The organism is Actinokineospora sp. (assembly GCF_052390155.1).
Taxonomy (GTDB): domain Bacteria; phylum Actinomycetota; class Actinomycetes; order Mycobacteriales; family Pseudonocardiaceae; genus Actinokineospora.
Genome location: NZ_JBQTHF010000030.1, coordinates 47,260 through 72,686, shown reverse-complemented (window position 1 = coordinate 72,686; position 25,427 = coordinate 47,260). Strand labels below are relative to the sequence as shown.

The following is a 25,427-nucleotide window of genomic DNA, read 5'->3' as shown; positions in this document are numbered from 1 at the left end:
TACCGTCGCAACCGAGGGCGGGAAGTTCCCCGCTCACCGCATGCAGGAGGGTTCCAGGGGTGACTGGACGCCAAGAAGAGTCCGACGTGGCCTGGCGGCCGCCTGTGCCCGACGGCGGCCGCGCCGCGCATGACGCGGACGCCGACACGCACGACTTCGGGCCCGCGCCCGCCGCGAGTTCCCACCTCGACGACGACGCGAAAACCGACTCGACCAGACACCCGGACCCGGCGTCGTCGGGTCCGCACCGCGACCCGGCGCGGCCGGGCCAAGCCGCTCCGGGCTCCTCTGGCCCGCACCAGGTCAATCAGGCGCAGTCCGGTCCGAATCAGGTCGCGGGCCAGTCCGGCCCGCACCAGGTCAACCCGGCGCAGTCCGGCCCGCACCAGGTCGCGGGCCAGTCGGGTCCGCACGGCCCGTACCAGGGCGGTCCCGGCCAGTCCGGTCCGCACCGGGTGGGGCAGCCGCACCCGTACGCCGGCCAGCCCTACCCGCAGGCAGGCCCGCCACCCGGCCAGCAGCGCGGTCCGGCACCCGCGGGCCGTAGCGACGAGCTGTCCTCCGCGCGGCTGCTCAAGCAGACCAAGCGCGCGCCGCAGTCCGGCTGGCGCAAGGCCGTCTACAAGGCCACCGGCCACCTGGTCAACGTCGGCGAGAGCCCCGCCGACCTGCACCGACGTGAGCTGATCGCCCGGGTCAACCAGCCGCTGCGGGGCTGCTACAAGATCGCGATGCTGAGCCTCAAGGGCGGCGTCGGCAAGACGACCACCACTACGACGCTCGGCTCGACCTTCTCCTCACTGCGCGGCGATCGGGTCATCGCGGTCGACGCCAACCCCGACCGCGGCACGCTGAGTCAGAAGATCCCGCTGGAGACCACCGCCACGGTCCGCCACCTGCTGCGCGACGCCAACCGGATCCGCCGCTACAGCGACATCCGCGCGTACACCTCGCAGGGCCCCAGCAGGCTCGAAGTGCTGGCCAGCGAGCAGGACCCGGCCGTGTCGGAGGCGTTCAGCGAGGACGATTACCGGCGCACGGTCGCCCTGTTGGAGCACTTCTACAACATCGTGCTCACCGACTGCGGCACCGGTCTGATGCACTCGGCGATGAAGGGTGTCCTCGACATCGCGGACTCGCTGGTGATCGTCTCGTCCGGCTCGGTCGACGGCGCCCGCAGCGCCTCGGCCACCCTGGACTGGCTCGACGCCCACGGCTACCGCGACCTGGTGGCCCGCTCCGTCGCGGTGATCAACTCGGTGCGACCGAAGTCCGGCTCGGTCGACCTGGAGAAGCTCTCCCAGCACTTCGGGTCGCGCTGCCGCGCGGTGTGCCGCATCCCGTTCGACCCGCACCTGGAGGAGGGCGCCGAGATCGAACTGGACCGGCTCGCGCCCGAGACCAGGCTCGCGCTGTTGGAGATGGCCTCGACCGTGGCCGACGACTTCCCCAACGAGATGAACCGGCTGCGCTGAACCGGTGTCCGCCGTCCGCCGCGCTCAGGCGGGCGGCGGGGTGCCGTCCTCGTCCTTGCGCTTGCGGTTCTCGTCGAGCCCGCGCAGGAACTCGGGGTCGTCGTCCGGCGCGATCGGGGCCGACCGGCGCTGGGTGGCACCGGCGGTCTGCACCCCGAACGCCCGCCACAGCAGCACGGCGACCGTCAGTGCGCCGATCACGCCGAGCAGATAGATCATGGAGCCACCTCCGAACGGGTCAGGTGTTCGAGATTAGCCCGTTTGTCGGTTTCGTGGGCGTGTGGTGACGCTACCCGCGCTCCGGCTGCTCGCCTGCCTCGGTGGTCAACTCCGCGAGCAGGGACTTCACCTCGGACTCGCGGAACCGGCGGTGCCCACCCGGGGTTCGGATGGACCCGATGCGGCCCGCCGTGGCCCACCGGGTGACGGTCTTGGGGTCGACCCGGAACAGCGCGGCGACCTCCCCAGGGGTCAGCAGACGCTCTCCGACGGGCGCAATCGTCACTTCGCCACCTCCGTGACTCGTCCCACTATGGGCAAATCAGGAGCATCGTGGCATCTCGCCCTTCAGGTACTCGAACGGTTGGCTGATGGTAAAGAGGTAGTAAGGGACAAATCGGCTGGTTCGGACAGGGTGGTCCGGGGCCGTACGCTGCCGTCGTGGACTCAGTGGATCGCCGCATCATCGCGGCGCTGCGCACCAACGGCCGGGTCACCTACGCCGACCTGGGCAGGCAAGTGGGGCTGTCGGCCTCCGCCGTGCACGAGCGGGTGGGCAAGCTGGAGGCCGCCGGGGTGATCACCGGCTACCACGCCATGGTCGACCCGCGCGCGGTCGGCCTCGGCGTCACCGCGCTGGTCGGCATTCACCCGACCGACACCGCCGACGACGAGGACGTGGCCGACGCGCTGGGCAAGCTGCACGAGGTCGAGTCGTGCTACCGGGTCGCGGGCGACGAGGCGTTCGTGGTCAAGGTCCGGGTGGCCACAGTGGACGACCTGGAGCGCGCGCTCGGCAGGCTGCGCCGGATCAACGGCGTGGCCCGGACCCGCTCGACTGTGGTGCTGTCCACCCGGTTCGAGGGCAGGCCGAACACCGCCGAGCCGGCCGACGAGTCCGACGGTGACGCGCGGTAGCCTCCGCCCGTGCAGGAGGAGCAGGACAAGCCGGGTGCGAACCTGGGGCGCGACATCGCGCTCTACACGGGTGGCCGCGTCGTGCTGGTCGCCGCCGTCGCCGGGGTGCTGCTGCTGTTCGACATCCCGCTGCTGGTCAGCCTGGCCATCGCGGTCGTCGTCGGGTTCCCGCTCGGCCTGCTGCTGTTCCGCGGTCTGAACAGCCGGGTCACCGCGGGCCTCGCCGAGCGCGGCGCGGAACGCAACGCCGAGCGTGCTCGACTGCGCGCGGAACTGCGCGGCGAGCCCGCACCCGAGGAGGGTCCATGAACGTCGTCGGACAGGTACTGGTCGCCGCGCTGGTGTTCGTCCTGCTCGGGTGGTGAAGGTCCGATGACCGCGGTCGACCGCTGTAGCGCCAAGACCCGGTCCTGGGTCTGCGCGGCCGTCCGCATCATCGAGGCGGACGCCAACCGCAGCGCGGACACGCACCTGCTGCCGTTCCCGCTCCCGCTGGACTGGAACGTGCGGCTCTACCTCAAGGACGAGTCGACCCACCCCACCGGCTCGCTCAAGCACCGGCTCGCCCGATCGCTGTTCCTCTACGCGCTGTGCAACGGCTGGATAGTCGAGGGCACCCCGGTCATCGAGGCGTCCTCGGGTTCCACGGCGGTCTCCGAGGCGTACTTCGCCCGGATGCTGGGCCTGCCGTTCATCGCCGTCATGCCGCGCACCACCAGCGGCGAGAAGGTCGAGCTGATCGAGCGGCAGGGCGGGCGCTGCCATTTCGTGGACGAGCCCGGCCAGATATACACCGAGTCCCGCCGCCTCGCCGACGACCTCGGCGGCCACTTCATCGACCAGTTCACCCACGCCGAGCGCGCCACCGACTGGCGCGGCAACAACAACATCGCCGAGTCGATCTTCGAGCAGATGGCCATGGAGCCCTACCCCGAGCCGGACTGGGTCGTCGTCGGCGCGGGCACGGGCGGCACCAGCGCCACCATCGGGCGCTACATCCGTTACCGCGCGCTCGACACCCGGCTCGCCGTGGTCGACCCCGAGAACTCGGTCTTCTTCGACGCCTGGCGAGACGCTGAGCCCAGCCTGACCGGCTGCCGCGGCTCGCGGATCGAGGGCATCGGCAGGCCGCGGGTCGAGCCGTCGTTCCTCGGTCAGGTGATCGACCGGATGATCAAGGTGCCGGACGCGGCGTCGATCGCGGTGATCCGGGTGGTCGAGGAGATCCTCGGGCGCCGCGTCGGCGGGTCCACCGGCACCAACCTGTGGGGCGCGTTCCAGGTCGTGGCCGAACTGACCGCGGCAGGCCAGGCGGGCAGCGTCGTCACTCTGCTCTGCGACGGCGGCGAGCGCTACGTGCACACCTACTACGACGACGCGTGGCTGGCCGCGCAGGGCCTCGACATCGCGCCCCACCAAGCGTTTCTCCGCGATTTCCTGGCCACCGGCCGCTGGGGCGACCAATAGTCCGTCAAGGATTGTCGGTGTGCCCCGATTCGCGGTGACCGATTCGCAATGGAAAAGTGCTCGTGCCAGGCTGGAACCAGCGTCCGAACGGGACCGTCAACCCGGGACGTAGGCGGCGTGACGCGCTGTAGGGGATCAGCCGGAGTCAGGGAGCACCGATGGGTGAACAGTTCAAGGTCGTACCCGAGCAGTTGCGCGGGTACGCGGGCCTGCTCGATCGCAACGCGGGTCACTTCACGACCATCGAGGCACACGCGCGCGACAAGGGTGGCGACACCAGCGGTTTCACCGGTCTGCTGAGCCTGTTGGTGCCGGTGGTCGACGGGGTGGTCGGCCTCTACGCGGACACGCTGCGGTTCGCCAACGAGAAGCTGGTCGGGGTCAAGGACTCCCTTGTGGACGCCGCGGCCGGATACGAGCAGGCCGACCAGGCGAACAGCAACCGAATGACCATTGTGGACGGTCAGCGCTCGACGGCGGCTGGCGACATCCCGAGCGTGTCTGGAGGTGCCCGATGAGCTACGCCGACGTGTCCGATCCGAACACCGCGCTGGCCAACACCGAAACCCTCGGCGAGGGACCGAAGATCGAGGAGGCCATCGCCGAAGCGGGCCTGCAGGTCCAGGTCGTCAACTGGATCTGGGAGCAGGTCACCGGCAGCAACCTGGTCGAGTCGATCATCACGCCGATCACCGGCGACTTCGAGAAGATCGGCACGACCGGCAAGCAGTGGGAGAACATCTCCGAGGCCCTGCAGGCCGTGCGCGACAACCTCAACGGCGGCCTCGGCGAACTCGACCCGCACTGGGACGGCGAGGCCGCGCAGAAGTTCTCGCTGCTCATCCAGACAGTGTGGACAGTCGGCATCGAGGTCGACGCGCAGGCCGCCAAGCTCATCGGCACCGCGTTCGAGAAGGTCGCCGAAGCGTCCAAGAAAGCCTGCGAGCTTGCGCTCAAGCTGATCAAGAAGTTGATCAACAAGCTAATCGAGGCCATCGCGCTGATCCCGATCCCGATCGTGGGCTGGGCGCGCGCGGTCAAGCTGGTCGTCGACGCGATCGAGATCTACAACGCGATCATGGAGATCATCCGCGGCATCCAGCAGATCATCGAGGGCTGCCAGACGGTCATCCAGGGCGTGCAGGACCTGGGCACCGCGCTGTCGAAGATCCAGGACGTCCGCAACCTCAACGACGCGATCAACTCCGGCAACGATCTGGCCGACTCCCGGGACACGATCAACGAGGGCCGGGAGTCGGTCAGCTCCGGCGCGGGCGACGTCCGCTCGGGCGGCACCAACGGCCTGCGCAGCGGGTACCGGGCCGACCAGAACTACGGGGACTACCGGGCGGACCGGGACGCCGCGAACGCGCCGCCGCCGTCCTCGCCGCCGTCGCCGTCGAACTCGAATTCGAACCCCCAGCCCGCGCCCTCGGGCAGCCGGTAAGGAGATCCCCGCATGGACGACACGTGGAAGAGCGTGCAACTGCGCGAGGCCGAGGCCCAGCTCGACCTTGCGGTGGTCTCGCTGGACGCGACCCTCGCCGAGATCGGCCAGAAGTACGAGCAGCAGGAGGAGCAGGAGACCGGCCTCACCGACGAGGACATCCGGCTGATCTCCGAGCACGCCCGCAGCGCCGAGGCACCCAAGGAACTGCGCGACCTGCAGACCCGCATCGATCAGGGCGACCTCACCTGGCGCGACGTCACCAGCGGCCGCGCCGCGGGCGACCCGGGCGTGCGCCAAGCTCTGGAGGCGGGCCTGCCGCAGCTGCAGCAGGCGTACACGATGCTGGACGAGGGCCACTCGGTCGACGACGTCATCGACGCGGGCACCCACCGCCCACCCCGCCGCGACGACGAAGACGGCGACGGCATAGTCCTTCGGAACGACGCGTGGTGATCAAGGGACTTCGCGCCCGGCTCGGCCTGGTGCCGCTGCTGCTGGCGGCACTGGTGCTTGCGGCGACCGCGCTGACCTACGCGGTGGCCACGTTCAGCGGCACCAGCTTCTCCGGCAGCAACCGGCCGGGCTCGGTGGTGGAGTACCGCTGGACCGGCGGCACCATCCTGGTCCAGCGCGGGAAGGGCAACCGGGGCTGCAGTGTCCGGCCCGACAACGGCCCCGAGGTCGACATCTCGGTGCGCTCACAGAAGACCGCACGCTACGACGCGGTCACCGAGTTGCAGCCGTGGTTCAGCGGAGCGGCGACGGTCAAGTGCCAGGGCTCGTTCAAGGTGTGGACGGGCGCGATGGCGGGTCTGAAGAAGTTCACCAGCTCGTTCGGGTTCTTCGCGGGAGCGGCAGCGCTGACGGTGCTCCCGCTCCTCGCGGGCATCCTCCGCCGCGGCCGCCGCCGGACTTGACGCCCGGGTGTCAGCCGAATGCGATCGCGGCGCCGGTGGCCACGGCCCAGACCAGCATGGCCAGCCCGGTCTGCTTGAGCACGGGGATCAGCGCCAACCCGACCTCACCGCCGGTGACCCGCCGCAGGGCGGGCACCACCAGTGCCGCGGCCACCAGCCCCGCCAGCGCGAACGGCGTCTCCGCCACGGCGGCGACCACCGTCACCGCGAACGGGATCGCCACGAGGACGGTGTAGAGCACCCTGGTGCGCGGCTCTCCGAGCCGCACCGCCAGGGTGTTCTTGCCCGCGACCCGGTCGGTCGGCACGTCGCGCAGGTTGTTGGTCACCAGGACGGCGGCCGAGAACGAGCCCATCGCGACCGCGCAGGCGACCCCGAGCCAGGTGACCCGGCCCACCTGGACGTACTGGGTGCCGAGCACCGCGACCAGGCCGAAGAACAGGAACACCGCGGCCTCGCCCCAGCCCGAGTAGCCGTAGGGCTTGGTGCCGCCGGTGTAGTACCAGGCCCCCACGATGCACGCCGCGCCGACCGCGAGCAGCCACCAGTGCCCGGACACGGCGACCAACACCAGGCCCGCGACGGCACCGATGCCGAAGCACACCAGCGCGGCCAGCCGAACCGAGCCCGGCGCGGCGACCCCCGAGCCGACCAGGCGCAGCGGCCCGACCCGTTGGGCGTCGGTGCCCCGGACTCCGTCGGAATAGTCGTTGGCGTAGTTGACGCCGACCTGCAGCGCCAACGCCACGACCAGCGCCAACAGCGCCCGCACCACCGAGAACCCGCCCACGGCACCCGCCGCGCCCGCGCCGACGAGCACGGGCGCCACCGAGTTCGGCAGCGTGCGCACTCGGGCGCCTTCGATCCACTCCGCGACAGTCGCCATGTCCTCATCTTCGTTGATGCCACACCGGGTGCTTGCCGACAGGGTCTCGATCAGCCGGTCCGGTACCGCAACCGGACAGTCGCCTCGACGCGCGGCGGACCTCCGCCCGTCGCCTCGTCAGCCGGTTGCGCGGCGAGGCTCGCCACCGTTCGCACGGCGACGAGGGTCCGACTACCCGTTGCCCTCCGACGCCCCGTGCCGCTCCGCGAACTGGCTCAACAGCGCGGCGACGGCCGTCCGGTCCGTCTTGCCCGGCCCCCGCAGCGGTAGGGAGTCCACGACGCGCAGCAGCTTGGGAACGGCCGCGGCACCCAGCTCGGCCCGGACCGCGGCCAGCAACGCGTCCGCCGCCGGGACGTCGCCGCCCGCCTGCTCGGCGGCGACGACCGCGGCCGCGATGCGTTGTCCCCATTCGGGATCCGGGAGACCCACGACGCAGGCTTCGGCCACGCCGGGGTGCCCGGTGAGGACTCGCTCCACCGCGGCCGCCGCGATCTTCACGCCACCGGTGTTGATCACGTCGTCGGCGCGGCCGAGCAGGTCGAGGACGCCGTCGGCGGACACGCGGCCGAGGTCGGTCGTGCGGAACCAACCGTCGGCGAACGCCTGCGCCGTCCCCTCCGGGTCGAGGCGGTAGCCGTGCGCGAGCGTGGGGCCTGCCAACTCGACCACACCCGCGACGACCCGCACCCCGACCCCGGCGAGCGGCACCCCGTCGTACACGCACCCGCCCGCGGTCTCGCTCATCCCGTAGGTGGTGACCACGCGCACCCCGGCCGCGCGGGCCAGGTCGAGCGTCATCCTGGCCGTCGCCGCACCGCCGACCAGGACGGCGTCGAAAGACCGGAGTGCGGCCAGTCCGTCGCCGCCGTCCCGAACCAGCCGGGTCAACTGCGTGGGCACCAGGGCGGTGTAGCGGAGTCCGGGCAGGCCGAGCACGTCCGACGCCGCCTCGGTGAACGCACGCGGCCGGAACCCGTTCGCCAGGGGCATCACGTGCGGCGGGTGGCCGGCCAGGATCGACCGCACCAGCACCTGCACCCCCGCGATGTGGTGGGCGGGCATCGCCAGCAGCCACGTCCCCGCACCCCCGAGCCGCCCATGGGTCGCTTCGGCTGAGGCGCGGAGCGCGTCCGCCGACAGCAGCACCCCCTTGGGCACCCCGGTCGACCCGGACGTCCGCACGATGAGCGCGGTCCCCGGCTCCACCGGCTCCCCGGGCCGCATCGCGTCGGCGGACTGCTCGGGCCCAAGCGGCAGGACGGCGGGCCCGCTCCCGTCCAGTGCCGCTCGCAGCGCCCGCGCCAGCTCCGCGACCGCGGTCGGCCGGTGATCCACTGGGACTACGCGCATATCGTCATCCTGTCAGCCCATGGCCTCACCTCCTTCGGATCGGGACCGGCCGGGTGCCGCTCGATCAGGATGCATGAGATTGGGAATTCGTGAAGTGGACTGTCCACAGGGGGGCAGTTATCCACAGGGCACGGGTTATTCCGAGGGGCGATCGAGGAAGCCCTTCTACGCTTGCGGAGTGACCAAGACCTGGCGTCGCCCGCTCGACGAGCCGCTGCGCGACGCGTACCTGGCCCGGCTCGGCTGGCGGTCCCCACCGCCGCCGACGCTGGAATCGCTGCGCGCGCTGCATCGCGCGCAGATCGAGTGCATCCCGTACGAGGTCGTCTGGCTCGCCCTCGGCGAGACCCGCACCATCGAGCCGCTCGACTCCGTCCGGCACATCGCCGCAGGTCGCGGCGGCTATTGCTACCACCTCAACGGCGCGCTCGGCATCCTGCTCGACTGGCTCGGCTTCGACGTGCACTGGCGCGTCGGCGGCGTGCAGGGCACCAGCGAGCAGGAGCCCGCGAGCGCGGTCGGCAACCACCTGGTGCTCGAAGTCCACGGCCTGCCCACCGAGGAATCGCCCGGCGGCCGCTGGTTCGTCGACAGCGGCCTCGGCGACGGCCTGCACGAGCCCGCGCCGCTGGTCGAGGCCGTGTTCGCGCAGGGGCCGTTCACCTTCGCGCTGCGGCCCTCCGCGACGTCCCCGCGCGGCTGGCGCTTCGATCACGACGCGGCGGGCTCGTTCTTCGGCATGGATTTTGCCGTGGGCGATGCCGCCGTCGCCGACTTCGAAGACCGACACCACACCCTGACAACGTCCCCCGACTCGGGGTTCGTCCGCGTGGTCACCCTCGCCCGCCGCGACGCCGGGGCCGTCGAGATCCTGCGCGGCCTCGTTCTCAAACGCCTCGACGCCACCGGCAGGCACACCGTCGACCTGACCACCCGGGCCGACTACTTCGCCGCCCTGGCCGACATCTTCCGATTACCACTGTCCGATGTGGACACAGACCGGCGGGCGGGCTTGTGGGCCCGCCTGCAATCCGACCACGAGCGCCATCTCGCCGATCAGTAGTAGTAGGGGAACCGCGACCAGTCTGGATCGCGCTTCTCCAGGAAGGAGTCCCGACCCTCCACGGCCTCGTCGGTCATGTACGCCAGCCGGGTCGTCTCGCCCGCGAACACCTGCTGGCCGATCAGACCGTCGTCGATGAGGTTGAACGAGTACTTGAGCATGCGCTGGGCCGTCGGCGACTTGCCGTTGATCTCGCGTGCCCATTGCAGGGCGGTCGCCTCCAGCTCCGCGTGCGGCACCGCCTGGTTCACCGCGCCCATGGCGACCATGTCGTCGGCCGAGTACGTCCGGCCGAGGAAGAAGATTTCCCTGGCGAACTTCTGCCCCACCTGCCGCGCGAGGTAGGCCGAGCCGAAGCCGCCGTCGAAGCTGCCCACGTCGGCGTCGGTCTGCTTGAACTTGGCGTGTTCGGCGCTGGCCAGGGTCAGGTCGCAGGTCGCGTGCAGGCTGTGGCCGCCGCCCGCCGCCCAGCCGGGCACCACGGCGATGACCACCTTCGGCATGAACCGGATCAGTCGCTGGCACTCCAGGATGTGCAGCCGACCGGCGCGCGCCGGGTCGATGGTGTCCGAGGTTTCGCCCTCGGCGTACTGGTAGCCCGTGCGGCCGCGGATTCGCTGGTCGCCGCCGGAGCAGAACGCCCAGCCGCCGTCTTTGGCCGACGGGCCGTTGCCGGTGATCAGCACGCAGCCCACGTCCGAACTCATCCTGGCGTGGTCGAGCGCGCGGTACAGCTCGTCCACGGTGTGCGGGCGGAACGCGTTGCGAATCTCGGGACGGTCGAAGGCGATTCGCACCGCACCGGTGTCGACGGCCCGGTGGTAAGTGATGTCGGTGAAGTCGAACCCGTCGATCTTGCGCCACTGCGTCGGGTCGAACAGTTCGGATACCTCGCGATCAGCCACGCGGCGAGCATGCCGGCGCGCCTGTGGACAGCCGTTCGCGGGGTTCGGGGTCGGCGTGTAAAGCTGGGATGGTGCACGACCTGGACTCAGCCCTGGAGGTCATTCGCGCGCGGGACGACACCGCGGCGAAGCACGCGCACGCCCTCTGGCATGTGATGCGTGCGACCGCGGCGCACCCGACCAAGGTCACCCGGTACGAGGTGCAGCAGATGGTGTGGGCCACCCTGCCCCAGGCGCACCGCAGCCCGGGTGGCGCGGGAGCCTTCACCGACCTGCACGTCACCTGCGAATCCTTCGCCGAGCTGCTGGCCCTGCTCGGCTATGCGAGCTATGCCGAGCTGTGCCGGGCCGAGGTGACCGGCCGCATCCTCGACGCCGCCGAAGACGAGCCGCGCTACCGGGCGATGACCGCGCAGGCGTGGCGCGAGTCCGGCGTCTGGCCGCCGGACATCCCGATCCTCACCTGGGCCGAGCAGGCGGGCCCCGTCGAGTCCGCCCTGCACGCGGCGGCCGGGCGGTTGCTGGAGGAGGCCATCGAGGCGGGCACCGTCACCGCCGACGGCACGGGGGAAGACCTCCGTGTCGCGCTGGTCATGCGGCTGCTCACCAGCCCGGAGACCGAGGGTGACGACACCTGGTTCGGCAAGCTCCTCGACGAGCGGCTCGCCGAGTGGACCTTGGGCCGCGGCAGCCAGACCCGTCGTGAGCTGCTGGTCCGACTCAGACCGGAGGTCCGCCGCACCCCCGATACCGGCGCCGCCGGCCTGCCCGCGCTGCAGACCCTGCTCGACGGCTGCCGCGGCGACGGCGCCCGCCTCACCGACCGCGGCTACCTGCCGACCGGCCTCGTCGTCCAGTTGGCCGACCAGATGCCCACCTGCCGCGAGCTGGTCGGCACCGGTCGCAGCGAGTCCCGGTGGCCGCCGGTCAAGCTGCTGCGGGAGTTGGCCGCAGACTTCGGCCTGGTTCGCCAGACCGGCAACCGGCTGCACCTCACCGACCGGGGCGCCACGCTGATCGACGCCCCCGACTCGCTGCTGACCACGGTCGGTGAACGCCTGGTGGTTCTCGACCGGCCCGCCCTGGGCGTCATCCAGGAGGTGGTCTTCGCCGCGCTGCTGCTGGAGGAGCGGATCGCGCCGACCCGGATCTTCGAGAAGGTCGCCTATGTGCTCGGCGAGGAGTCCTGGACCGGGCCGGACGGCGCCCGGCTCGGCGCGCCGCACGCCGCCGAGGTCGGCGCCTGGTTCCTGCGCAGGCTGCGCGTCCTCGACGTCCTCGACGCCGAGTGGACCGCCCGGCGCGTCGGCCTCACCGACGCGGGCCGCTCGATCGCCCGGCTGGCCCTGCGTGCCCGGGTGCTGTTCTGTCACCGCCCCGTCGGGAGCACCCGTGGCGCTGCCCCGTGGTGACCCGCAACCGGAACGGAGCTTCGTGAACCCGTCCACCGCGATGGCCACCGTGGTGGTCGACGAACTCGTGCGCAACGACGTGCGTCAGGTCGTGCTGTGTCCTGGCTCGCGCAACGCGGCGCTGGCGTTCGCGCTGCACGAGGCGGCCGTCGCCGGGGAGTTGACGCTGCACGTGCGGATCGACGAGCGGTCCGCCGGGTTCGTCGCGCTCGGGATCGGCCGCGCCACCGGCCGCCCGGTCGCGGTGGTGTGCACCTCCGGTACGGCAGTCGCGAACCTGCATCCCTCGGTCCTGGAGGCCCACCACTCCGGCGTGGGGCTGCTGATGATCACCGCCGACCGACCGCCGGAGCTGCACGGCACGGGCGCGAACCAGACCATCGACCAGCGCACCCTTTTCGGCAGCGCCGCCGTCGCCGTCGACTTCCCGGTCGCCGAGCGGCGGGCCGGGCTCACGCCGGTGTGGCGGGGCCTGGTGTGCCGCGGGGTTGCCCGCGCGGAGACCGGCAGGCCGGTCCAGCTCAACATCCCGTTCCGCGAACCGCTGGTGCCGACCTTTGCCGACGACTGGCCGGACGACCTCGACGGGCGACCCGACCGGCTGCGCTGGACCACCTCGTCCGCGGCCCGCTCGGTCCCCGGCAACCGGGTCGACTTCCCGCTGCCCGCCCGCACGCTGATGGTTGTCGGCAGCGGCGATCCGGCGCGGGCGCGGGCGGCCGCGGCCGTGGCCGCCGAGGTGGGGTGGCCGGTCATCGCGGAGCCGAGCGGTGCGGCGGCGGCCATCGCGGGCGGCGCGCGGGTGCTGCGCCGGGGTCCGCTGCTGTTGGGCAGCGGTGCCCTGCCCGGCAGGCTGCGCCCCGACGCGGTTGTCGTGGTCGGACGACCGACGCTGTCGCGCGGGGTGCGCGGTCTGATGGACCGGGTGCCGGTCTACGGCATCGGTGACCATCCACAGTGGACCGATCCGCAGTACGTCGCGACCCACGTCCGCGGTTGGCTCGACGGCGACGACCTGCCCCGCGTCGTGGGCCGTGATCCGTCCTGGCTGGCCGGGTGGCGCGAGGTCGAGGATGCCGCGGCGACCGCCGTGGACAAGCTCCTCGGTGAGGAGGCGTGGCCCACCGGCCTGCACGTCGCCCGCGATCTGGTCGAGTCCCTTCCCCCGGACGCGACCCTGTTCCTCGGCTCATCCAACCCGGTCCGCGACGTCGACCTGGTCGCCGACCACCGCGCCGACCTCGCCGTGCACGCGAACCGCGGTGTCGCGGGTATCGACGGCAACCTGTCGACCGCCGCCGGTATCGCCCTGGGCGGAACTCGCCCGACCTACGCCCTCATCGGCGACCTCACGTTCCTGCACGACGTCAACGGCCTGCTCATCGGCCCGGCCGAGCAGCGCCCGGACCTCACCGTGGTCGTCCTCAACGACGACGGCGGCGGCATCTTCTCGCTGCTGGAACAGGGCGCCGCCGAGCACAAGCACAGCTTCGAGCGGGTCTTCGGCACCCCGCACGGGGTCAACCTGGGCCAGGTCTGCGCCGGGTACGGCGTCCCGTACACCCTGGCCACCTCGCCGGACGCCTTGGCCGCCGCGCTCCAGCCCGCGCCGGGGCTGCGGGTAGTGGAGGTGCGCACCGATCGGGCCCGGCTGCGCGACCTGCACGCCCGGCTGCGCGCCGTCGTCGCCGAGGGGATGGGCTGATCGGGCGGATCAAGCCGGCGGGGAGGCCGGATAGGCTCGCGGACGTGGAGGAGTCCGACGTGACCCGAACGGGCGATTCGCGGGCGCGCGTGCGCCGGATCGTGGCCATCGTCCTGCTGTCCGTCGGCACCCTGCTCACCGCGCTCGGAGTGCTGCTCGTGGTCGCCGCGGTGACCGAGGACGCGGCCATCGAGGAGTACACCGGGCGGGCGAACGCCGAGGTGGTGAGCGTCGCGTTCAACCGGACGCTGGTTCGCTTCCAGACCCCGGACGGTGCCGAGCACGTGCCCGCCGCGGGCGTGCTCTACCCCGAGGCGCTGGCGGAGGGCCAGGTCGTGCGGATCGAGTACGACCTGCGCAACCCCGACCTGGTCCGGGTCGCGGGGCGCGGGGCGTCGCTCACCGTGCTGCCCGTGGTCAGCAGCCTGCTGCTGGTGTGGGCGGTGATCGCGGGGGCGGTGTGGTGGCTGCGCAGGCAGGGACCGCTGCACCTGCGCCCGCTGCGACCGCGCCGACTCAAGGTGTAACACTTCTCTGCGGAATTGGCGTAGAGGTGTAACATCGCGAGCGTGGACCTGGAACGCGAATTCGAGCGGGTCGTCGCCGCGGACAACCGGATCGAGCCGCGCGACTGGATGCCCGACGGCTACCGCAAGACGCTGATCCGGCAGATCGCGCAGCACGCGCACTCCGAGATCATCGGGATGCAGCCCGAGGGCGCCTGGATCAGCCGCGCGCCGTCGCTGCGCCGCAAGGCCATCCTGCTGGCCAAGGTGCAGGACGAGGCGGGCCACGGGCTCTACCTCTACGCCGCCGCCGAGACCCTCGGCGCCGACCGCGAGGACCTCACCACCAAACTCGTCGAGGGCAGGCAGAAGTACTCCTCGATCTTCAACTACCCCACGCCGACCTTCGCCGACGTCGGCGTCATCGGCTGGCTGGTGGACGGCGCGGCGATCTGCAACCAGGTGCCGCTGTGCCGCACCTCCTACGGGCCCTACGCCCGCGCGATGATCCGCGTCTGCAAGGAGGAGTCCTTCCACCAGCGCCAGGGCTACGAGCTGCTGATGACCATGATGCGCGGCAGCGCGGCGCAGCGCGCCCTGGTGCAGGAGTCGGTGGACCGCTGGTGGTGGCCCGCGCTGATGATGTTCGGCCCGCCCGACGCGGAGTCGTCCAACACCGAGCAGTCGATGGTGTGGCGGATCAAGCGGCACACCAACGACGAGCTGCGCCAGCGGTTTGTCGACATGTCGGTGCCGCAGGCCGACAAGCTCGGCGTCACCTTCCCCGACCCGAAGCTGGCCTGGAACGCCGACCGCGGCCACCACGACTTCGGCGAGATCGACTGGACCGAGTTCTGGCAGGTCGTCAAGGGCGACGGTCCGTGCAACGCCGAGCGCGTCGAACACCGGCGCGCGGCGCACGAGGACGGCGCGTGGGTCCGGGAGGCCGCGGCCGCATACGCCGCGAAGAAGAGTGGCAAGGAGCGGGTGGCATGACGGAGCCGAGGTCGGCGTGGCCGCTGTACGAGGTGTTCGTGCGCGGCAAGCGCGGGCTCAACCACGTGCACGTCGGGTCGCTGCACGCGTCCGACGACGAGATGGCGCTGCGTAACGCCCGCGATCTCTACACCCGGCGCAACGAGGGGGTGAGCATCTGGGTGGTGCCCGCCACGGCGATCACCGCGTCCAGCCCGGACGAGAAGGACCCGTTCTTCGCGCCCAGCGGCGACAAAGTCTACCGGCACCCCACGTTCTACGCGATCCCCGAGGACGTGCCGCACCTATGACTCGGGTGTCCCGCAAGACACAGCGACAACGCCGACCCCGGGAATGGCGGCCATGAGTTTCGACAACGCCTATGACGGTCTGACCGAGGACAGTGAAGAGAAGCACTGGGCGTTCGGCACCGGCTTCACCGCCGCGCTGTCCGGTGTGGACCGTGCGATCCCGTCCGATGTGGACACCGAGGATCTGGCCGCCTACAGCCTGATGCTCGGCGACGACGCGCTGATCTACGCCCAGCGCCTCGCCGAGTGGTGTTCGCGCGCGCCCGAGTTGGAAGAGGACGTGGCGCTGGCCAACATCGCGCTCGACCTGCTCGGTCAGGCGCGCCTGCTGCTCTCCCGGGCGGGCGAGGTCGAGGGCGCGGGCCGCGACGAGGACGCGCTGGCCTACCTGCGCGACGAACACGAGTTCCGCAACGTCCGGCTGGTCGAGATCGACTGCGGCCCCGGCCCCGGCGGCGACTTCGCGGCCACCATCGGGCGTCTGCTGCTGTTCTCGTCGTGGCGGCTCGCCCTGCTCCAGCGGCTCACCGGATCGCGTGATCCGGTACTGGCCGCCGTCGCCGCGAAGGGCGTCAAGGAGTTGGCCTACCACCGCGACCACGCGGCCCAGTGGGTACTGCGGCTCGCGGGCGGCACCGACCACTCGCGCGAGCGCATGGTCGCCGGGCTCGCCCGCGTCTGGCCGCTGTACGACGAGCTGTTCACCCCGCACGCGGTCGAGCTGCGCCTCGCCGAGGCGGGGGTCGCGATCGACCCGGCCGAGCTGCGGTCCGAAGTGGACACCGTGCTCGACACCGTCCTCGGCGCCGCCGAACTGGCCCGCCCCGACGTGCCGACGGTGTCCGGGGTCGCCGGCCGCGACGGCGTGCACACCGAGGCGCTGGGCTTGCTGCTCGCCGAGTTGCAGCACGTCGCCCGCTCGATGCCGGGAGCGCTCTGGTGAGCGCCCGCCGGGTCGCCGAGCAGGTGCTCGATCCTGAGCTGCCGGTACTCACCCTCGCCGACCTCGGGGTGCTGCGCGATGTGCGGGAGGACGGCGGCCGGGTGGTCGTGACCATCACGCCGACCTATTCCGGCTGCCCGGCGATCGATGAGATGCGCGCCGACCTGCGCGCCCGGCTGACCGCGGCGGGCTACACCGACGTCGAGGTCCACACGACCCTGCACCCCGCGTGGACCACCGACTGGATCAGCGACGCGGGCCTGCGCAAGCTGGCCGAGCACGGAGTCGCGCCGCCACAACGGATCGGCCCGCGGTCCGCCGGTCCGGTGCCGCTCAACCTGGAGCCGCCCGCGCGCCGCGTGCCGTGTCCGCGCTGCGGTTCGCCGCGCACCACGGAGCTGTCCCGGTTCGGTTCCACCGCGTGCAAGGCGCTGCGTCGCTGCGAAGACTGCCGCGAACCGTTCGAGCAGATCAAGGAGATCTGAGTGACCGCCGTACTGCGCCGCTCGACCTTCCACGCGCTGCCGGTCGCGCGCGTCGACCGGCTCTGTGAGGACGCCGTCGCGGTCACCTTCGCCGTGCCGCCGGAACTGGCCGACGAGTTCGCCTTCCGCGCCGGGCAGTACCTGACGCTGCGCCAGGATGTCGACGGACGCGAGGAGCGCCGGTCGTACTCGATCTGCGCGGCCGTCGGCGCCGCGCCGCGCATCGGGGTGCGCCGCGTCGAGGGGGGCCTGTTCTCCAGCAGGCTGGTGGACTCCCTGCAAGCGGGTGACGTGCTGGAAGTCCTTGCCCCGCAAGGGAACTTCACCCCGGAGCTGGACGTCCCCGGGCATCACACGTTCATCGCGGCGGGCTCGGGCATCACCCCGGTACTGTCCATTGTGGGCACTGTGCTCGCCGCCGACCCGGCCAACCGGGTCACCCTGCTCTACGGCAACCGGCGCTCCGACACCGTGATGTTCGCCGAGGACCTGGCCGACCTCAAGGACCGGTACACGGCGCGGTTGCAACTCGTGCACGTGCTCTCCCGGGAGCCCAGCGACGTCGACCTGTTCTCCGGCCGGCTCGACGCCGCGCGGATGGCCGCGTTGTTCGACCGCGTGGTGCCCGCGTCCGATGTGGACCAGTGGTGGCTGTGCGGGCCGTTCGGGCTGGTCCAGGACGCGTACGCGCTGCTCGCTGACCGGGGCGTGCCCGCGAATCGGGTGCACCGCGAGCTGTTCTACGTCGATGAGCCGCCGCCCGAGCCCAAGCGGGTCGACGAGTCCCGAGTGGACGGTCCGACCGCGGCGGTGACCCTCGTGCTCGACGGCCGCGAGACCACGCTCGCGCTGCCGTTCGACGAGCCGATCCTCGACGCCGCGCAGCGGGTGCGCGCCGACCTGCCGTTCGCCTGCAAGGGCGGCGTCTGCGGCACGTGTCGGGCGAAGGTCGTCGCGGGTGAGGTCAGGATGCGCCGCAACTACGCCCTTGAGCAGCACGAACTCGACGCGGGCTTCGTGCTGACCTGCCAGGGCCTGCCGGTCACCGACGCCGTCACGGTCGACTTCGACGCCTGACCGCGCGGCTCATGCCTCGGCGTGGGCCTTGACCGCGGCGAGGGTGCGCTCGATCGACTCGACGTTGTAGCCGGGTCGGTCGAGCCTGCCGGTGACCCGGGGGCCCATGAACCGGCGGATGAACCAACTGCCCACGCGGAACCAGTGCTCGGTCAGCCTGCAGCCCGCGTCGGTCGGCGTGATCTCGTACGACCAGCGCGAAACCCGCACGCCGAACGGGGTGCGGACGTCGAAGGTGAACAGGCGCTCGGGCTCGCAGGCCACGATGGTGACCTTCGTGTGCCACTGCCTGCCGCCGTTGCGGTTGGTGCCGCGGAACGCCGCCCCTACCGCCGGACCGATGGCGCCGTCCACCCACCGGCCGCCGGTGTTCTCGGGGCTGAACGTGCCCATGCTCGGCAGATCGGTGATCATCTCCCACACTCGCCGCGGGTCGGCGGCGACGTCCACGCTGCGCGAGATCGACGGCTCCACCGGGAAAACGTAGCCGGCACCGCCGGGCCCGGACAATACGTGCGGCGGTACTCGGCACGGTCGAAGACGAAGTCAGCCGATGGCGGTCTCCTGCCACCAGCCGAGCACCTGGTCGGCCACCCCGGGCGCGGCGACCAGCAGGCCGTCGATCGGCAGCGGGGAGTCCGCGCCGTGCCGGTCGAGGACGACCACGCCCACCTCGATGGCCAGCGCGACCGACCCGGCCACGTCCCACTCGTGGTAGCTGTGCAGCACCGCCGCCGCCGCGTGCCCGAGCGCGACCTGGGCGATCGCCAGCGCCGCCGAGCCGAGCACCCGGACGCCCGCGTGCGCCTCGGCCGCGCGCTCGATGAACCCGCCCATGCCCGGCCACGGGCCGTTGCGCGCCAACTCGGTGCACACGATGGCGCCCGCGGTTGTCGTCCGGTCGGTAAGCGAGACCCGCTGCCCGTTGGCGCGCGCGCCCCGGCCGCGGGCCGCCGCGTAGATCTGGCCCCGATACGGGTCGGCGACGACGCCGACGACCGGGCCCTCGGCGTCCACCAGCGCGAGGCTGTAGGCGCACCACGGCATCCCGGCGACGTAGTTCGCGGTGCCGTCGACCGGATCCACCACCCACCGGTACTCCGCGTCCTCGGCGCCGATGTCCGCGCCGAACTCCTGTCCGACGACGGGCATGCCGGGGAACTCCGCGGTCAGCACGCGCCGGGTGTGCCGCTCCAGCGTGCGGTCGGTGTCGGTCACCCAGTCGAACGGGGAGTCCTTGACACCCGGCCTGGCCCCCCGCCCGGCGGTCGCCACGATGACATCGGTGGCGTCGTTGGCGAGGCGTCCCGCGACCTCCAGGGCTCGGGACAGCAGGCCGGGTTCCACCGGTCTGCGGGGACGGGAGGACAAGAGCGTCATGCCAACCTAGGGTGACCACGCCGGATGTCGGCCGCACGACCGGAAGATGACGGTGCGTCGATCGCCAGGCCAAGGTTGGTCGTTGCGGCGATACCCACCCCGGTGTTCGGGAGCAGTTCGCCGCAGCGTCACGCCTCGTCCCACCGCACGGTCATGCCGGATGCAACGTTGCTGGTGTGCGCGTCGCGATTGTCACCGAGAGCTTCCTGCCGCAGGTGAATGGCGTCAGCAACTCCGTCCTGCGGGTCGTGGAACACCTACATCAGCGTGGGCACCAGGCGATGGTCATCGCCCCGGGCCCCGGGCCCGACCGATACCTGCACGCGAGCGTGCGCCGCGTCCGGGCGGTCGACGTGCCCGCCATCACCTCGTTGCCCATCGGTGTGCCGTCGCCGAAGATCCTGACCGACCTGGCCGAGTTCGACCCGGACGTGGTGCACCTGGCCTCGCCGTTCGTGCTGGGCGCCGGTGGGCTGTGGGCGGCCAAGCGGCTCGGCGTGCCCACGGTCGCGGTCTACCAGACCGACGTCGCCGGGTTCGCCGCCGCCTACGGCCTCAGCCGCGGCGCCCGCGCGGCGTGGCGGTGGATCCGCAGGCTGCACGCGGGCGCCGACCGCACCCTGGCGCCGTCCACGGCGGCCGTGCGGGATCTGACCGACCACGGCGTCCCGCGCGTGTTCCGCTGGGCGCGCGGTGTCGACACGCGCCGGTTCGCGCCGGAGCACGTCGATCGCGGGCTGCGCGCGGAACTCGCGCCCGACGGCGAGCTGCTGGTCGGCTACGTCGGCAGGCTCGCCCCCGAGAAGCAGGTCGAGCAGTTGGCCGCGCTCAACGGCAAACCCGGGGTCCGGGTCGTCGTGGTCGGCGACGGCCCCGACGCGCGGACACTGCGCGAGCGGCTGCCCGACGCGGCGTTCCTCGGCTTCCGCGGCGGCGCGGACCTGGCCGCGGCGTACGCGAGCCTGGACGTGTTCGTGCACACCGGTCCACATGAGACGTTCTGCCAGGCGGTGCAGGAGGCGATGGCGTCGGGCGTGCCGGTGATCGCGCCGGACGCCGGCGGCCCGCGGGACCTGGTCGACCACGGCCGCACCGGGTTCCTGCTCGACCCGGCCACCTTCGGCGCCGACCTGGACTCCACAGTGGACAGATTGACGGATGCGTTGCTGCGCAGGCGCATGGGCGCCGCCGCCCGCTCTGATGTGCTCGGCCGAACGTGGAGCGCGGTGTGCGAAGAACTGCTCGGGCACTACGACGAGGTCACCGTGGGAAGACGGTCGAAGGCGGCCTGAGGTGCGCATCGTGCAGCTCGCCAACTTCTACGGTCCACGATCCGGCGGTCTGCGGACCGCGCTGCACCACCTCGGCGCGGGCTACGTCGCCGCCGGTCACGAGGTGACGCTGGTCGTCCCGGGCCGCCGCCGCCACGACGAGCGGCTGCCCAGCGGCGTCCGGCGGATCACCCTGCCCGCGCCGAGCATCCCCGGTACCGGCGGCTACCGCGCGGTCGACCCGCTGCGCGTCAAGGCGCTGCTGCCGGGCCTCGCGCCGGACCGGCTGGAGGTCTCCGACCGGCTCACGCTGCGCGGCATGGGCCACTGGGCGCGCGAGCGGGGCGTGCCCAGCGTGGTCATCTCCCACGAGCGGCTCGACCGGCTGCTGGCCCAGTTCCTGCTGCCCGCCCCGCTCGCCCGCCGCGGCGCCGACGCGGCGAACCGGCGGATGGCCGCGAGCTACGACACCGTCGTGTGCACCACGGCGTTCGCCCGCGCCGAATTCGACCGGATCGGCGCGGCCAACGTGGCCCGCGTCCCGCTCGGCGTCGACCTCGCCGCCTTCGCTCCGACCCGCCGCGACGGCGACCTGCGCGCCACCCTGGCCCGCGGCGCCGACGCCCTGCTGGTGCACTGCGGCAGGCTGTCGGCGGAGAAGCATGTCGAGCGCAGCGTCGACGCGGTGGCCGAGCTGCACGGGGCGGGTCACCGGGTCCGGCTCGTCGTCGCGGGTGACGGGCCCCGGATGCCCGCGCTGCGGCGCCGGGCGGCGGACCTGCCGGTGACCTTCCTCGGCTTCGTCGCCGACCGTGCCGACGTCGCCCGGCTGCTCGCCACCGCCGACGTCTCGCTGGCGCCCGGTCCACATGAGACGTTCGGCCTGGCCGCGCTGGAGGCGCTGGCGTCCGGCACGCCGGTGGTCGTGTCCGAGTCCTCCGCGCTGGGCGAACTGGTGCGGCCGGAGTGCGGCGCCGCGGTGTCCGACGACGCCCCGGCGTTCGCCTGCGGGGTACAGGGTCTGCTGTCGGTGCCCGAGTCGGACCGGCGCGCGGCGGCCCGGGCCCGCGCCGAGCAGTTCGACTGGCCGACGTCGGTGCGCGGGATGCTGACCGCGCTGAGCCTGGGGTGAGGGTCTCTCGTAGCATTCGGCCATGGCTCGCGCCGGTTTGGACAAAGACCCACACGACATCGCCGAGATGTTCGACGGGGTCGCGAAGGGCTACGACCGGACCAACTCGGTGATGACGCTCGGTTTCGACCGGCGCTGGCGCGACATGACCGCCCGGGTGCTCGACGCGGGCCCCGGCGAGAAGGTGCTCGACCTGGCCGCGGGCACCGCGGTGTCCACCGTGGAGTACGCCCGCTCCGGCGCCTGGTGCGTGGCCGCCGACTTCTCCCTGGAGATGCTCAAGGGTGGCGCGGGCCGCGGCGTGCCCAGGGTTGCCGCGGACGCGTTCCACCTGCCCTTCGCCGACGACGCCTTCGACGCGGTCACGGTGTCCTTCGGGCTGCGCAACATGTACGACACCGTCGCCGCGCTGCGCGAGATGCGTCGGGTGGTCCGGCCGGGCGGGCGGTTGGTGATCTGCGAGGTGTCCCAGCCGCCGCTGCGGCCGCTGCGCTGGCTCTACCGCAACACCGTGCTGCGCGCGCTGCCCCTGGTCACCAAGCCGTTCTCGTCGAACGCCGAGGCGTACGCCTACCTCGCCGAGTCCATGCGCGACTGGCACGACCAGCGCACGGTCGCCGAGCTGATCTCGCTGGCGGGCTGGCAGGACGTCGAGTGGCTGAACCTGACCTTCGGCGTGGTGGCGCTGCACCGGGCCGTCAAGGGCTGATCAGCGGATCGCGACCCGACCCGTCTGCCACCGGTCGATCCGCCACATCACCGCGAGCACCGACCCGGCCGCGACCAGCGCCAACCCGCCGCTGACCGCGTTCGCCAGCATGACCGCCCGGAACGTCGCGACCGTGCTGTCCTCGGCCAGCACGTGGATGGCGAACTGGTCGATGGCGTGCATGGCCAGGAACGTTCCCCACCACAGGCCGACGAGCACGCTCGCCCGCACGTCCCGCAGGTCGCCGCCGCGGGCGGGGACGTCCGGCCTGCTCGCCCGCCACACGTCGGCGACCACCATCTGCGGCCACCACAGGTTCGCGACCGGCACGAACCACGACCCGAGCGCCCACCGGATGCGCCGCCGCTGCGGGGCGTCGCAGATCCGCGCGGAGTTGATCCGGGCGCGCCAGAGCCAGGCCAGGAAGGCCATGCCGGACAGCGCGAGGCCGCCCAGCCACGCCCACGACAGCAGCGTGCTCAGCCGGTCGGCGTCGGTCAACTCCGCGTCGGTGACCGTCGGGGCGGCCGAGAACACGTCGATTACCAGCAGGTACGACCGCCACGACTGCCACAGCGCGAGCCCGGCGACCGCTGTCGTCAGCATGATGAGCGCAGACGCCACGAACCGGGCGAGTCGGGCGGGCCGCACCACCGGCCGCTCGTCGGGCAGCCGGAGCGGGGCCATCCCGAACGGGTCGGTGCGGTCGGGATCGGTCACGATCGGCTATCGCGAGTTGTCGCCGGGACGTTTCAGCGCGGCTGCGCCTGCCAGCCGTCGATCTGGCGCATGACCTGGATGATCAGCACAGCCGCCACGACGTAGAGCAGCGCACCGAGTGTCTCCGCGATCGCGGCCGACCGGATCGTCTCCGGGGTGATCTCGTCGCCGAGGAACTGGGCGGCGACGAACCGGTCGAGTGCGAACCCGGCCAGCCACAGGCCCCACCACCAGCCGAGGGTGTCGCTGCCGCGGACCTGGCTGAGGAAGTCCAACCGCCGGGACGTGTCCGGCCTGCTCGCCTTCCACACGTCGGTCACCACCTGGAACGGGAACCACAGGTTCACCACCGGGCACACCCAGGCGCCGATGACCCAGCCAGTGGCGCGGCGGTGCCTGGCCTCGCAGAGCACCTCGGAGTTGAACCTGGCCCGCGAGAGCCACACGACGAACACGGCGGCGGTGACGAGCAGTGCGCCCAGATATCCGAAGCCCATGCCCTGGGTGAGGGAGTCCGCCGCGTAGAGGTCGTCCTCGGTGACGCCGAAGTCGTCGGCGAGAAACCGCTCGACCACGAAGTAGGTGTGCCAGGTCGTCCAGGCGCTCAGCAGGCCGACCCCCGCGGTCACGGTGATCAGGATGGCGGCGGCGATGCTCCAGCCGCCGGTCGTGCGCAGCAGCAGGTGGGTGCGCGGGTGCACCGGGGCATAGGTCGGCTCAGGCATGGTCATGGGGCTCCCCCAGGAGTCGGATGGGCACAGCCACGAGACATCGCACACGGCGCCCGCTTCGTTTCACCCATCTAGACTCGGGGGAGTACGTGAAGACTTTCACAAGGAGCGTCATGACCAGTTCGATCAGCCGCCGCAAGGCGGGCGAGGACGCCGAGGTCATCGTGGTCGGCGCGGGCCCCGCCGGATCCACCGCGGCGACCTACCTCGCCCGGGCCGGGCTCGACGTGCTGCTCCTGGAGAAGAGCACCTTCCCGCGCGAGAAGGTCTGCGGCGACGGACTCACCCCGCGCGGCGTCAAGCAGCTCATCGATCTCGGTATCGACACCCGCGAGGAGGCGGGCTGGCTGCACAACAAGGGCCTGCGCGTCGTCGGCGGCGGCGTGACCCTCGAACTCGACTGGCCCGACCTGGCCACCTTCCCGCCCTACGGCGTGGTCCGCACCCGCCAGGACTTCGACGAGATGCTGGCTCGCACCGCCCAGCGCGCGGGCGCGCGGCTGCTGGAGCGGACCACGGTCACCGGCGCGGTCACCGACGAGCGCACCGGCCGCGTGGTGGGTGTGTCGGCGAAGGTGGGCGCCGATCGCACCCCGGTCACCTACCGCGCGCCGATCGTCCTGGCCTGCGACGGCGTCTCCGCCCGGCTCGCCCTCTCGGTCGGCCTGGACAAGATCGACAGCAGGCCGATGGGCGTCGCCGTGCGGCGGTACTACGCCAGCCCGCGCAGCAAGGACGACTACCTGGAGTCGCACCTGGAGCTGTGGGACCGCACCGACCCGGCGAACCCGGCGCTGCTGCCCGGGTACGGCTGGATCTTCGGCATGGGCGACGGCACGGTCAATGTCGGCCTGGGCATCCTGTCGACGTCGAAGGCGTACGGCAGCACGGACTACCGCCAGCTCATGCGGTCGTGGCTGGACGGCACCCCCGAGGAATGGGGTTTCCGCGAACACAATGCCACCGGCAAAATCGGCGGCGCGGCGTTGCCCATGGGCTTCAACCGCACCCCCCACTACCGCGACGGCCTACTGCTCGTCGGCGATGCAGGCGGCATGGTCAACCCGTTCAACGGTGAGGGCATCGGCTACGCCATGGAGTCGGCCCGGCTGGCCGCCGAGTGCGTGATCCAGGCGCTGGCGCGGGCTGAGGGGCCTGCCCGGGAGCGTGCCCTCGCGGGCTACCCGATCGCGCTGAAGCAGGCGCTCGGCAGCTACTACCGGCTCGGCAACATCTTTTCCAAGCTGATCGGCAACCCGGTGGTGATGCGCACGGCCACCAAGTACGGCCTGCCGCGCGCGACGCTGATGAAGCTCGTGCTCAAGCTGCTGGCCGGCCTGTACGACCCCAAGGACGGCGACGCCTTCGACAAGGTAATCATGGCCGCCACCCGAATGGCGCCCAGCGTGCGCTGAGG

30 protein-coding genes are annotated in these 25,427 nt (G+C 71.9%); 21 read left to right on the top strand and 9 right to left on the bottom strand.

The features are described 5' to 3' along the window. The first annotated feature begins 59 nt into the window (after window positions 1-59). Entirely contained in the window at window positions 60-1,475 is a 1,416-nt protein-coding gene (locus ACT4N7_RS11915) for an AAA family ATPase (RefSeq protein ID WP_444828729.1), read from the top strand. A gap of 24 nt (window positions 1,476-1,499) precedes the next feature. Here ACT4N7_RS11915 and ACT4N7_RS11910 read toward each other — a convergent pair whose 3' ends face one another. Both ACT4N7_RS11910 and ACT4N7_RS11905 read right to left on the bottom strand, forming a co-directional pair. Next, window positions 1,500-1,694, bottom strand: coding sequence for a hypothetical protein (locus ACT4N7_RS11910; RefSeq protein ID WP_444828728.1), 195 nt, complete (start codon window positions 1,692-1,694; stop codon window positions 1,500-1,502). A 70-nt stretch (window positions 1,695-1,764) separates the two neighbouring features. Continuing rightward, complete coding sequence (locus ACT4N7_RS11905; RefSeq protein WP_444828727.1) at window positions 1,765-1,980, bottom strand: BldC family transcriptional regulator; 216 nt, start codon at window positions 1,978-1,980, stop codon at window positions 1,765-1,767. A 155-nt stretch (window positions 1,981-2,135) separates the two neighbouring features. Between ACT4N7_RS11905 and ACT4N7_RS11900 the strand changes: the two genes are divergently transcribed. The 7 genes from ACT4N7_RS11900 (at window position 2,136) to ACT4N7_RS11870 (ending at window position 6,446) form a co-directional block, all read left to right on the top strand. Further along, window positions 2,136-2,612 carry an Lrp/AsnC family transcriptional regulator gene (locus ACT4N7_RS11900; RefSeq protein WP_444828726.1) on the top strand — a complete coding sequence of 159 codons (477 nt, stop codon included), beginning with the start codon at window positions 2,136-2,138 and terminating at the stop codon, window positions 2,610-2,612. Between the two features lie 9 nt (window positions 2,613-2,621). Further along, window positions 2,622-2,921 carry a DUF4229 domain-containing protein gene (locus ACT4N7_RS11895; RefSeq protein WP_444828725.1) on the top strand — a complete coding sequence of 100 codons (300 nt, stop codon included), beginning with the start codon at window positions 2,622-2,624 and terminating at the stop codon, window positions 2,919-2,921. 63 nt (window positions 2,922-2,984) lie between these two features. Continuing rightward, a complete protein-coding gene (locus ACT4N7_RS11890; protein WP_444828724.1) occupies window positions 2,985-4,079 on the top strand; it encodes a PLP-dependent cysteine synthase family protein in 1,095 nt (364 codons plus the stop codon). 158 nt (window positions 4,080-4,237) lie between these two features. Further along, entirely contained in the window at window positions 4,238-4,597 is a 360-nt protein-coding gene (locus tag ACT4N7_RS11885; protein WP_444828723.1) for a hypothetical protein, read from the top strand. After that, window positions 4,594-5,526: a WXG100 family type VII secretion target gene (locus ACT4N7_RS11880; RefSeq protein WP_444828722.1), complete on the top strand. Its 933-nt coding sequence runs from the start codon at window positions 4,594-4,596 to the stop codon at window positions 5,524-5,526. Before ACT4N7_RS11885 ends, ACT4N7_RS11880 begins: the two co-directional genes overlap by 4 nt. 12 nt (window positions 5,527-5,538) lie before the next feature. Next, entirely contained in the window at window positions 5,539-5,982 is a 444-nt protein-coding gene (locus tag ACT4N7_RS11875; protein ID WP_444828721.1) for a hypothetical protein, read from the top strand. Next, window positions 5,979-6,446 carry a hypothetical protein gene (locus ACT4N7_RS11870; RefSeq protein WP_444828720.1) on the top strand — a complete coding sequence of 156 codons (468 nt, stop codon included), beginning with the start codon at window positions 5,979-5,981 and terminating at the stop codon, window positions 6,444-6,446. Before ACT4N7_RS11875 ends, ACT4N7_RS11870 begins: the two co-directional genes overlap by 4 nt. A gap of 10 nt (window positions 6,447-6,456) precedes the next feature. On the opposite strand, the gene ACT4N7_RS11865 is transcribed toward ACT4N7_RS11870, so the two are convergent. Both ACT4N7_RS11865 and menE read right to left on the bottom strand, forming a co-directional pair. Next, complete coding sequence (locus ACT4N7_RS11865; RefSeq protein WP_444828719.1) at window positions 6,457-7,332, bottom strand: 1,4-dihydroxy-2-naphthoate polyprenyltransferase; 876 nt, start codon at window positions 7,330-7,332, stop codon at window positions 6,457-6,459. A 171-nt stretch (window positions 7,333-7,503) separates the two neighbouring features. Continuing rightward, a complete protein-coding gene (gene menE / locus ACT4N7_RS11860; RefSeq protein ID WP_444828718.1) occupies window positions 7,504-8,685 on the bottom strand; it encodes an o-succinylbenzoate--CoA ligase in 1,182 nt (393 codons plus the stop codon). A gap of 178 nt (window positions 8,686-8,863) precedes the next feature. Between menE and ACT4N7_RS11855 the strand changes: the two genes are divergently transcribed. Beyond that, a complete protein-coding gene (locus ACT4N7_RS11855; protein WP_444828717.1) occupies window positions 8,864-9,748 on the top strand; it encodes an arylamine N-acetyltransferase family protein in 885 nt (294 codons plus the stop codon). Here ACT4N7_RS11855 and ACT4N7_RS11850 read toward each other — a convergent pair. Next, window positions 9,742-10,653 (bottom strand): 1,4-dihydroxy-2-naphthoyl-CoA synthase, encoded by a 912-nt coding sequence (locus tag ACT4N7_RS11850; protein ID WP_444828716.1) that lies wholly within the window; start codon window positions 10,651-10,653, stop codon window positions 9,742-9,744. The genes ACT4N7_RS11855 and ACT4N7_RS11850 overlap by 7 nt on opposite strands. Before the next feature lie 71 nt (window positions 10,654-10,724). Here ACT4N7_RS11850 and ACT4N7_RS11845 point away from each other — a divergent pair, with 71 nt between their 5' ends. From ACT4N7_RS11845 to paaE, 8 genes are read left to right on the top strand one after another with little or no spacing between them, the layout of a single operon-like run. After that, complete coding sequence (locus ACT4N7_RS11845) at window positions 10,725-12,065, top strand: hypothetical protein (RefSeq protein WP_444828715.1); 1,341 nt, start codon at window positions 10,725-10,727, stop codon at window positions 12,063-12,065. A gap of 22 nt (window positions 12,066-12,087) precedes the next feature. Beyond that, window positions 12,088-13,770, top strand: a complete 1,683-nt coding sequence (menD, locus tag ACT4N7_RS11840) for a 2-succinyl-5-enolpyruvyl-6-hydroxy-3-cyclohexene-1-carboxylic-acid synthase (protein ID WP_444828714.1) — start codon at window positions 12,088-12,090, stop codon at window positions 13,768-13,770. A 59-nt stretch (window positions 13,771-13,829) separates the two neighbouring features. Then, window positions 13,830-14,297: a DUF3592 domain-containing protein gene (locus tag ACT4N7_RS11835; RefSeq protein ID WP_444828713.1), complete on the top strand. Its 468-nt coding sequence runs from the start codon at window positions 13,830-13,832 to the stop codon at window positions 14,295-14,297. A gap of 42 nt (window positions 14,298-14,339) precedes the next feature. After that, on the top strand, window positions 14,340-15,272 hold the full coding sequence (paaA, locus tag ACT4N7_RS11830; RefSeq protein WP_444828712.1) for a 1,2-phenylacetyl-CoA epoxidase subunit PaaA: 933 nt from the start codon (window positions 14,340-14,342) through the stop codon (window positions 15,270-15,272). Beyond that, entirely contained in the window at window positions 15,269-15,562 is a 294-nt protein-coding gene (paaB, locus tag ACT4N7_RS11825) for a 1,2-phenylacetyl-CoA epoxidase subunit PaaB (RefSeq protein ID WP_444828711.1), read from the top strand. The genes paaA and paaB overlap by 4 nt, the downstream gene beginning before the upstream one ends. Before the next feature lie 52 nt (window positions 15,563-15,614). Continuing rightward, entirely contained in the window at window positions 15,615-16,505 is an 891-nt protein-coding gene (paaC, locus tag ACT4N7_RS11820; protein ID WP_444828710.1) for a 1,2-phenylacetyl-CoA epoxidase subunit PaaC, read from the top strand. Then, window positions 16,499-16,990: a 1,2-phenylacetyl-CoA epoxidase subunit PaaD gene (gene paaD / locus ACT4N7_RS11815; protein ID WP_444828936.1), complete on the top strand. Its 492-nt coding sequence runs from the start codon at window positions 16,499-16,501 to the stop codon at window positions 16,988-16,990. Before paaC ends, paaD begins: the two co-directional genes overlap by 7 nt. After that, the gene (paaE, locus tag ACT4N7_RS11810; RefSeq protein ID WP_444828709.1) at window positions 16,991-18,067 is read left to right on the top strand and encodes a 1,2-phenylacetyl-CoA epoxidase subunit PaaE; all 1,077 of its coding nucleotides are present in this window, start codon (window positions 16,991-16,993) and stop codon (window positions 18,065-18,067) included. A gap of 9 nt (window positions 18,068-18,076) precedes the next feature. On the opposite strand, the gene ACT4N7_RS11805 is transcribed toward paaE, so the two are convergent. Together ACT4N7_RS11805 and ACT4N7_RS11800 are read right to left on the bottom strand one after the other, a co-directional pair. Then, window positions 18,077-18,541, bottom strand: a complete 465-nt coding sequence (locus ACT4N7_RS11805; RefSeq protein WP_444828707.1) for an SRPBCC family protein — start codon at window positions 18,539-18,541, stop codon at window positions 18,077-18,079. Between the two features lie 72 nt (window positions 18,542-18,613). Beyond that, window positions 18,614-19,447: an inositol monophosphatase family protein gene (locus tag ACT4N7_RS11800; RefSeq protein WP_444828706.1), complete on the bottom strand. Its 834-nt coding sequence runs from the start codon at window positions 19,445-19,447 to the stop codon at window positions 18,614-18,616. A 176-nt stretch (window positions 19,448-19,623) separates the two neighbouring features. On the opposite strand from ACT4N7_RS11800, the gene ACT4N7_RS11795 reads away from it, so the two are divergent. Genes ACT4N7_RS11795 through ACT4N7_RS11785 form a run of 3 tightly spaced genes read left to right on the top strand, consistent with a single transcriptional unit; the run spans window position 19,624 to window position 22,559 of the window. Beyond that, window positions 19,624-20,739 (top strand): glycosyltransferase family 4 protein, encoded by a 1,116-nt coding sequence (locus ACT4N7_RS11795; protein WP_444828705.1) that lies wholly within the window; start codon window positions 19,624-19,626, stop codon window positions 20,737-20,739. Between the two features lies 1 nt (window position 20,740). Further along, window positions 20,741-21,850, top strand: coding sequence for a glycosyltransferase (locus tag ACT4N7_RS11790; protein ID WP_444828704.1), 1,110 nt, complete (start codon window positions 20,741-20,743; stop codon window positions 21,848-21,850). Between the two features lie 22 nt (window positions 21,851-21,872). Continuing rightward, window positions 21,873-22,559: a demethylmenaquinone methyltransferase gene (locus ACT4N7_RS11785; RefSeq protein WP_444828703.1), complete on the top strand. Its 687-nt coding sequence runs from the start codon at window positions 21,873-21,875 to the stop codon at window positions 22,557-22,559. Here ACT4N7_RS11785 and ACT4N7_RS11780 read toward each other — a convergent pair whose 3' ends face one another. Together ACT4N7_RS11780 and ACT4N7_RS11775 are read right to left on the bottom strand one after the other, a co-directional pair. After that, complete coding sequence (locus ACT4N7_RS11780; protein ID WP_444828702.1) at window positions 22,560-23,279, bottom strand: DUF4328 domain-containing protein; 720 nt, start codon at window positions 23,277-23,279, stop codon at window positions 22,560-22,562. A 32-nt stretch (window positions 23,280-23,311) separates the two neighbouring features. Beyond that, window positions 23,312-24,010: a DUF4328 domain-containing protein gene (locus ACT4N7_RS11775; protein ID WP_444828701.1), complete on the bottom strand. Its 699-nt coding sequence runs from the start codon at window positions 24,008-24,010 to the stop codon at window positions 23,312-23,314. A gap of 113 nt (window positions 24,011-24,123) precedes the next feature. Between ACT4N7_RS11775 and ACT4N7_RS11770 the strand changes: the two genes are divergently transcribed. Continuing rightward, window positions 24,124-25,425, top strand: coding sequence for a geranylgeranyl reductase family protein (locus ACT4N7_RS11770; RefSeq protein WP_444828700.1), 1,302 nt, complete (start codon window positions 24,124-24,126; stop codon window positions 25,423-25,425). Window positions 25,426-25,427: the final 2 nt, after the last annotated feature.

Excerpts from the sequence above, each read along its gene's own strand:
- ACT4N7_RS11910 (WP_444828728.1), bottom strand. The coding sequence starts at position 1,694 with ATGATCTATCTGCTCGGCGTGATCGGCGCACTGACGGTCGCCGTGCTG.
- ACT4N7_RS11890 (WP_444828724.1), top strand. The coding sequence starts at position 2,985 with ATGACCGCGGTCGACCGCTGTAGCGCCAAGACCCGGTCCTGGGTCTGC.
- ACT4N7_RS11885 (WP_444828723.1), top strand. The coding sequence starts at position 4,238 with ATGGGTGAACAGTTCAAGGTCGTACCCGAGCAGTTGCGCGGGTACGCG.
- ACT4N7_RS11880 (WP_444828722.1), top strand. The coding sequence starts at position 4,594 with ATGAGCTACGCCGACGTGTCCGATCCGAACACCGCGCTGGCCAACACC.
- ACT4N7_RS11875 (WP_444828721.1), top strand. The coding sequence starts at position 5,539 with ATGGACGACACGTGGAAGAGCGTGCAACTGCGCGAGGCCGAGGCCCAG.
- ACT4N7_RS11865 (WP_444828719.1), bottom strand. The coding sequence starts at position 7,332 with ATGGCGACTGTCGCGGAGTGGATCGAAGGCGCCCGAGTGCGCACGCTG.
- menE (WP_444828718.1), bottom strand. The coding sequence starts at position 8,685 with ATGCGCGTAGTCCCAGTGGATCACCGGCCGACCGCGGTCGCGGAGCTG.
- paaB (WP_444828711.1), top strand. The coding sequence starts at position 15,269 with ATGACGGAGCCGAGGTCGGCGTGGCCGCTGTACGAGGTGTTCGTGCGC.
- paaC (WP_444828710.1), top strand. The coding sequence starts at position 15,615 with ATGAGTTTCGACAACGCCTATGACGGTCTGACCGAGGACAGTGAAGAG.
- ACT4N7_RS11800 (WP_444828706.1), bottom strand. The coding sequence starts at position 19,447 with ATGACGCTCTTGTCCTCCCGTCCCCGCAGACCGGTGGAACCCGGCCTG.
- ACT4N7_RS11785 (WP_444828703.1), top strand. The coding sequence starts at position 21,873 with ATGGCTCGCGCCGGTTTGGACAAAGACCCACACGACATCGCCGAGATG.
- ACT4N7_RS11775 (WP_444828701.1), bottom strand. The coding sequence starts at position 24,010 with ATGACCATGCCTGAGCCGACCTATGCCCCGGTGCACCCGCGCACCCAC.
- ACT4N7_RS11770 (WP_444828700.1), top strand. The coding sequence starts at position 24,124 with ATGACCAGTTCGATCAGCCGCCGCAAGGCGGGCGAGGACGCCGAGGTC.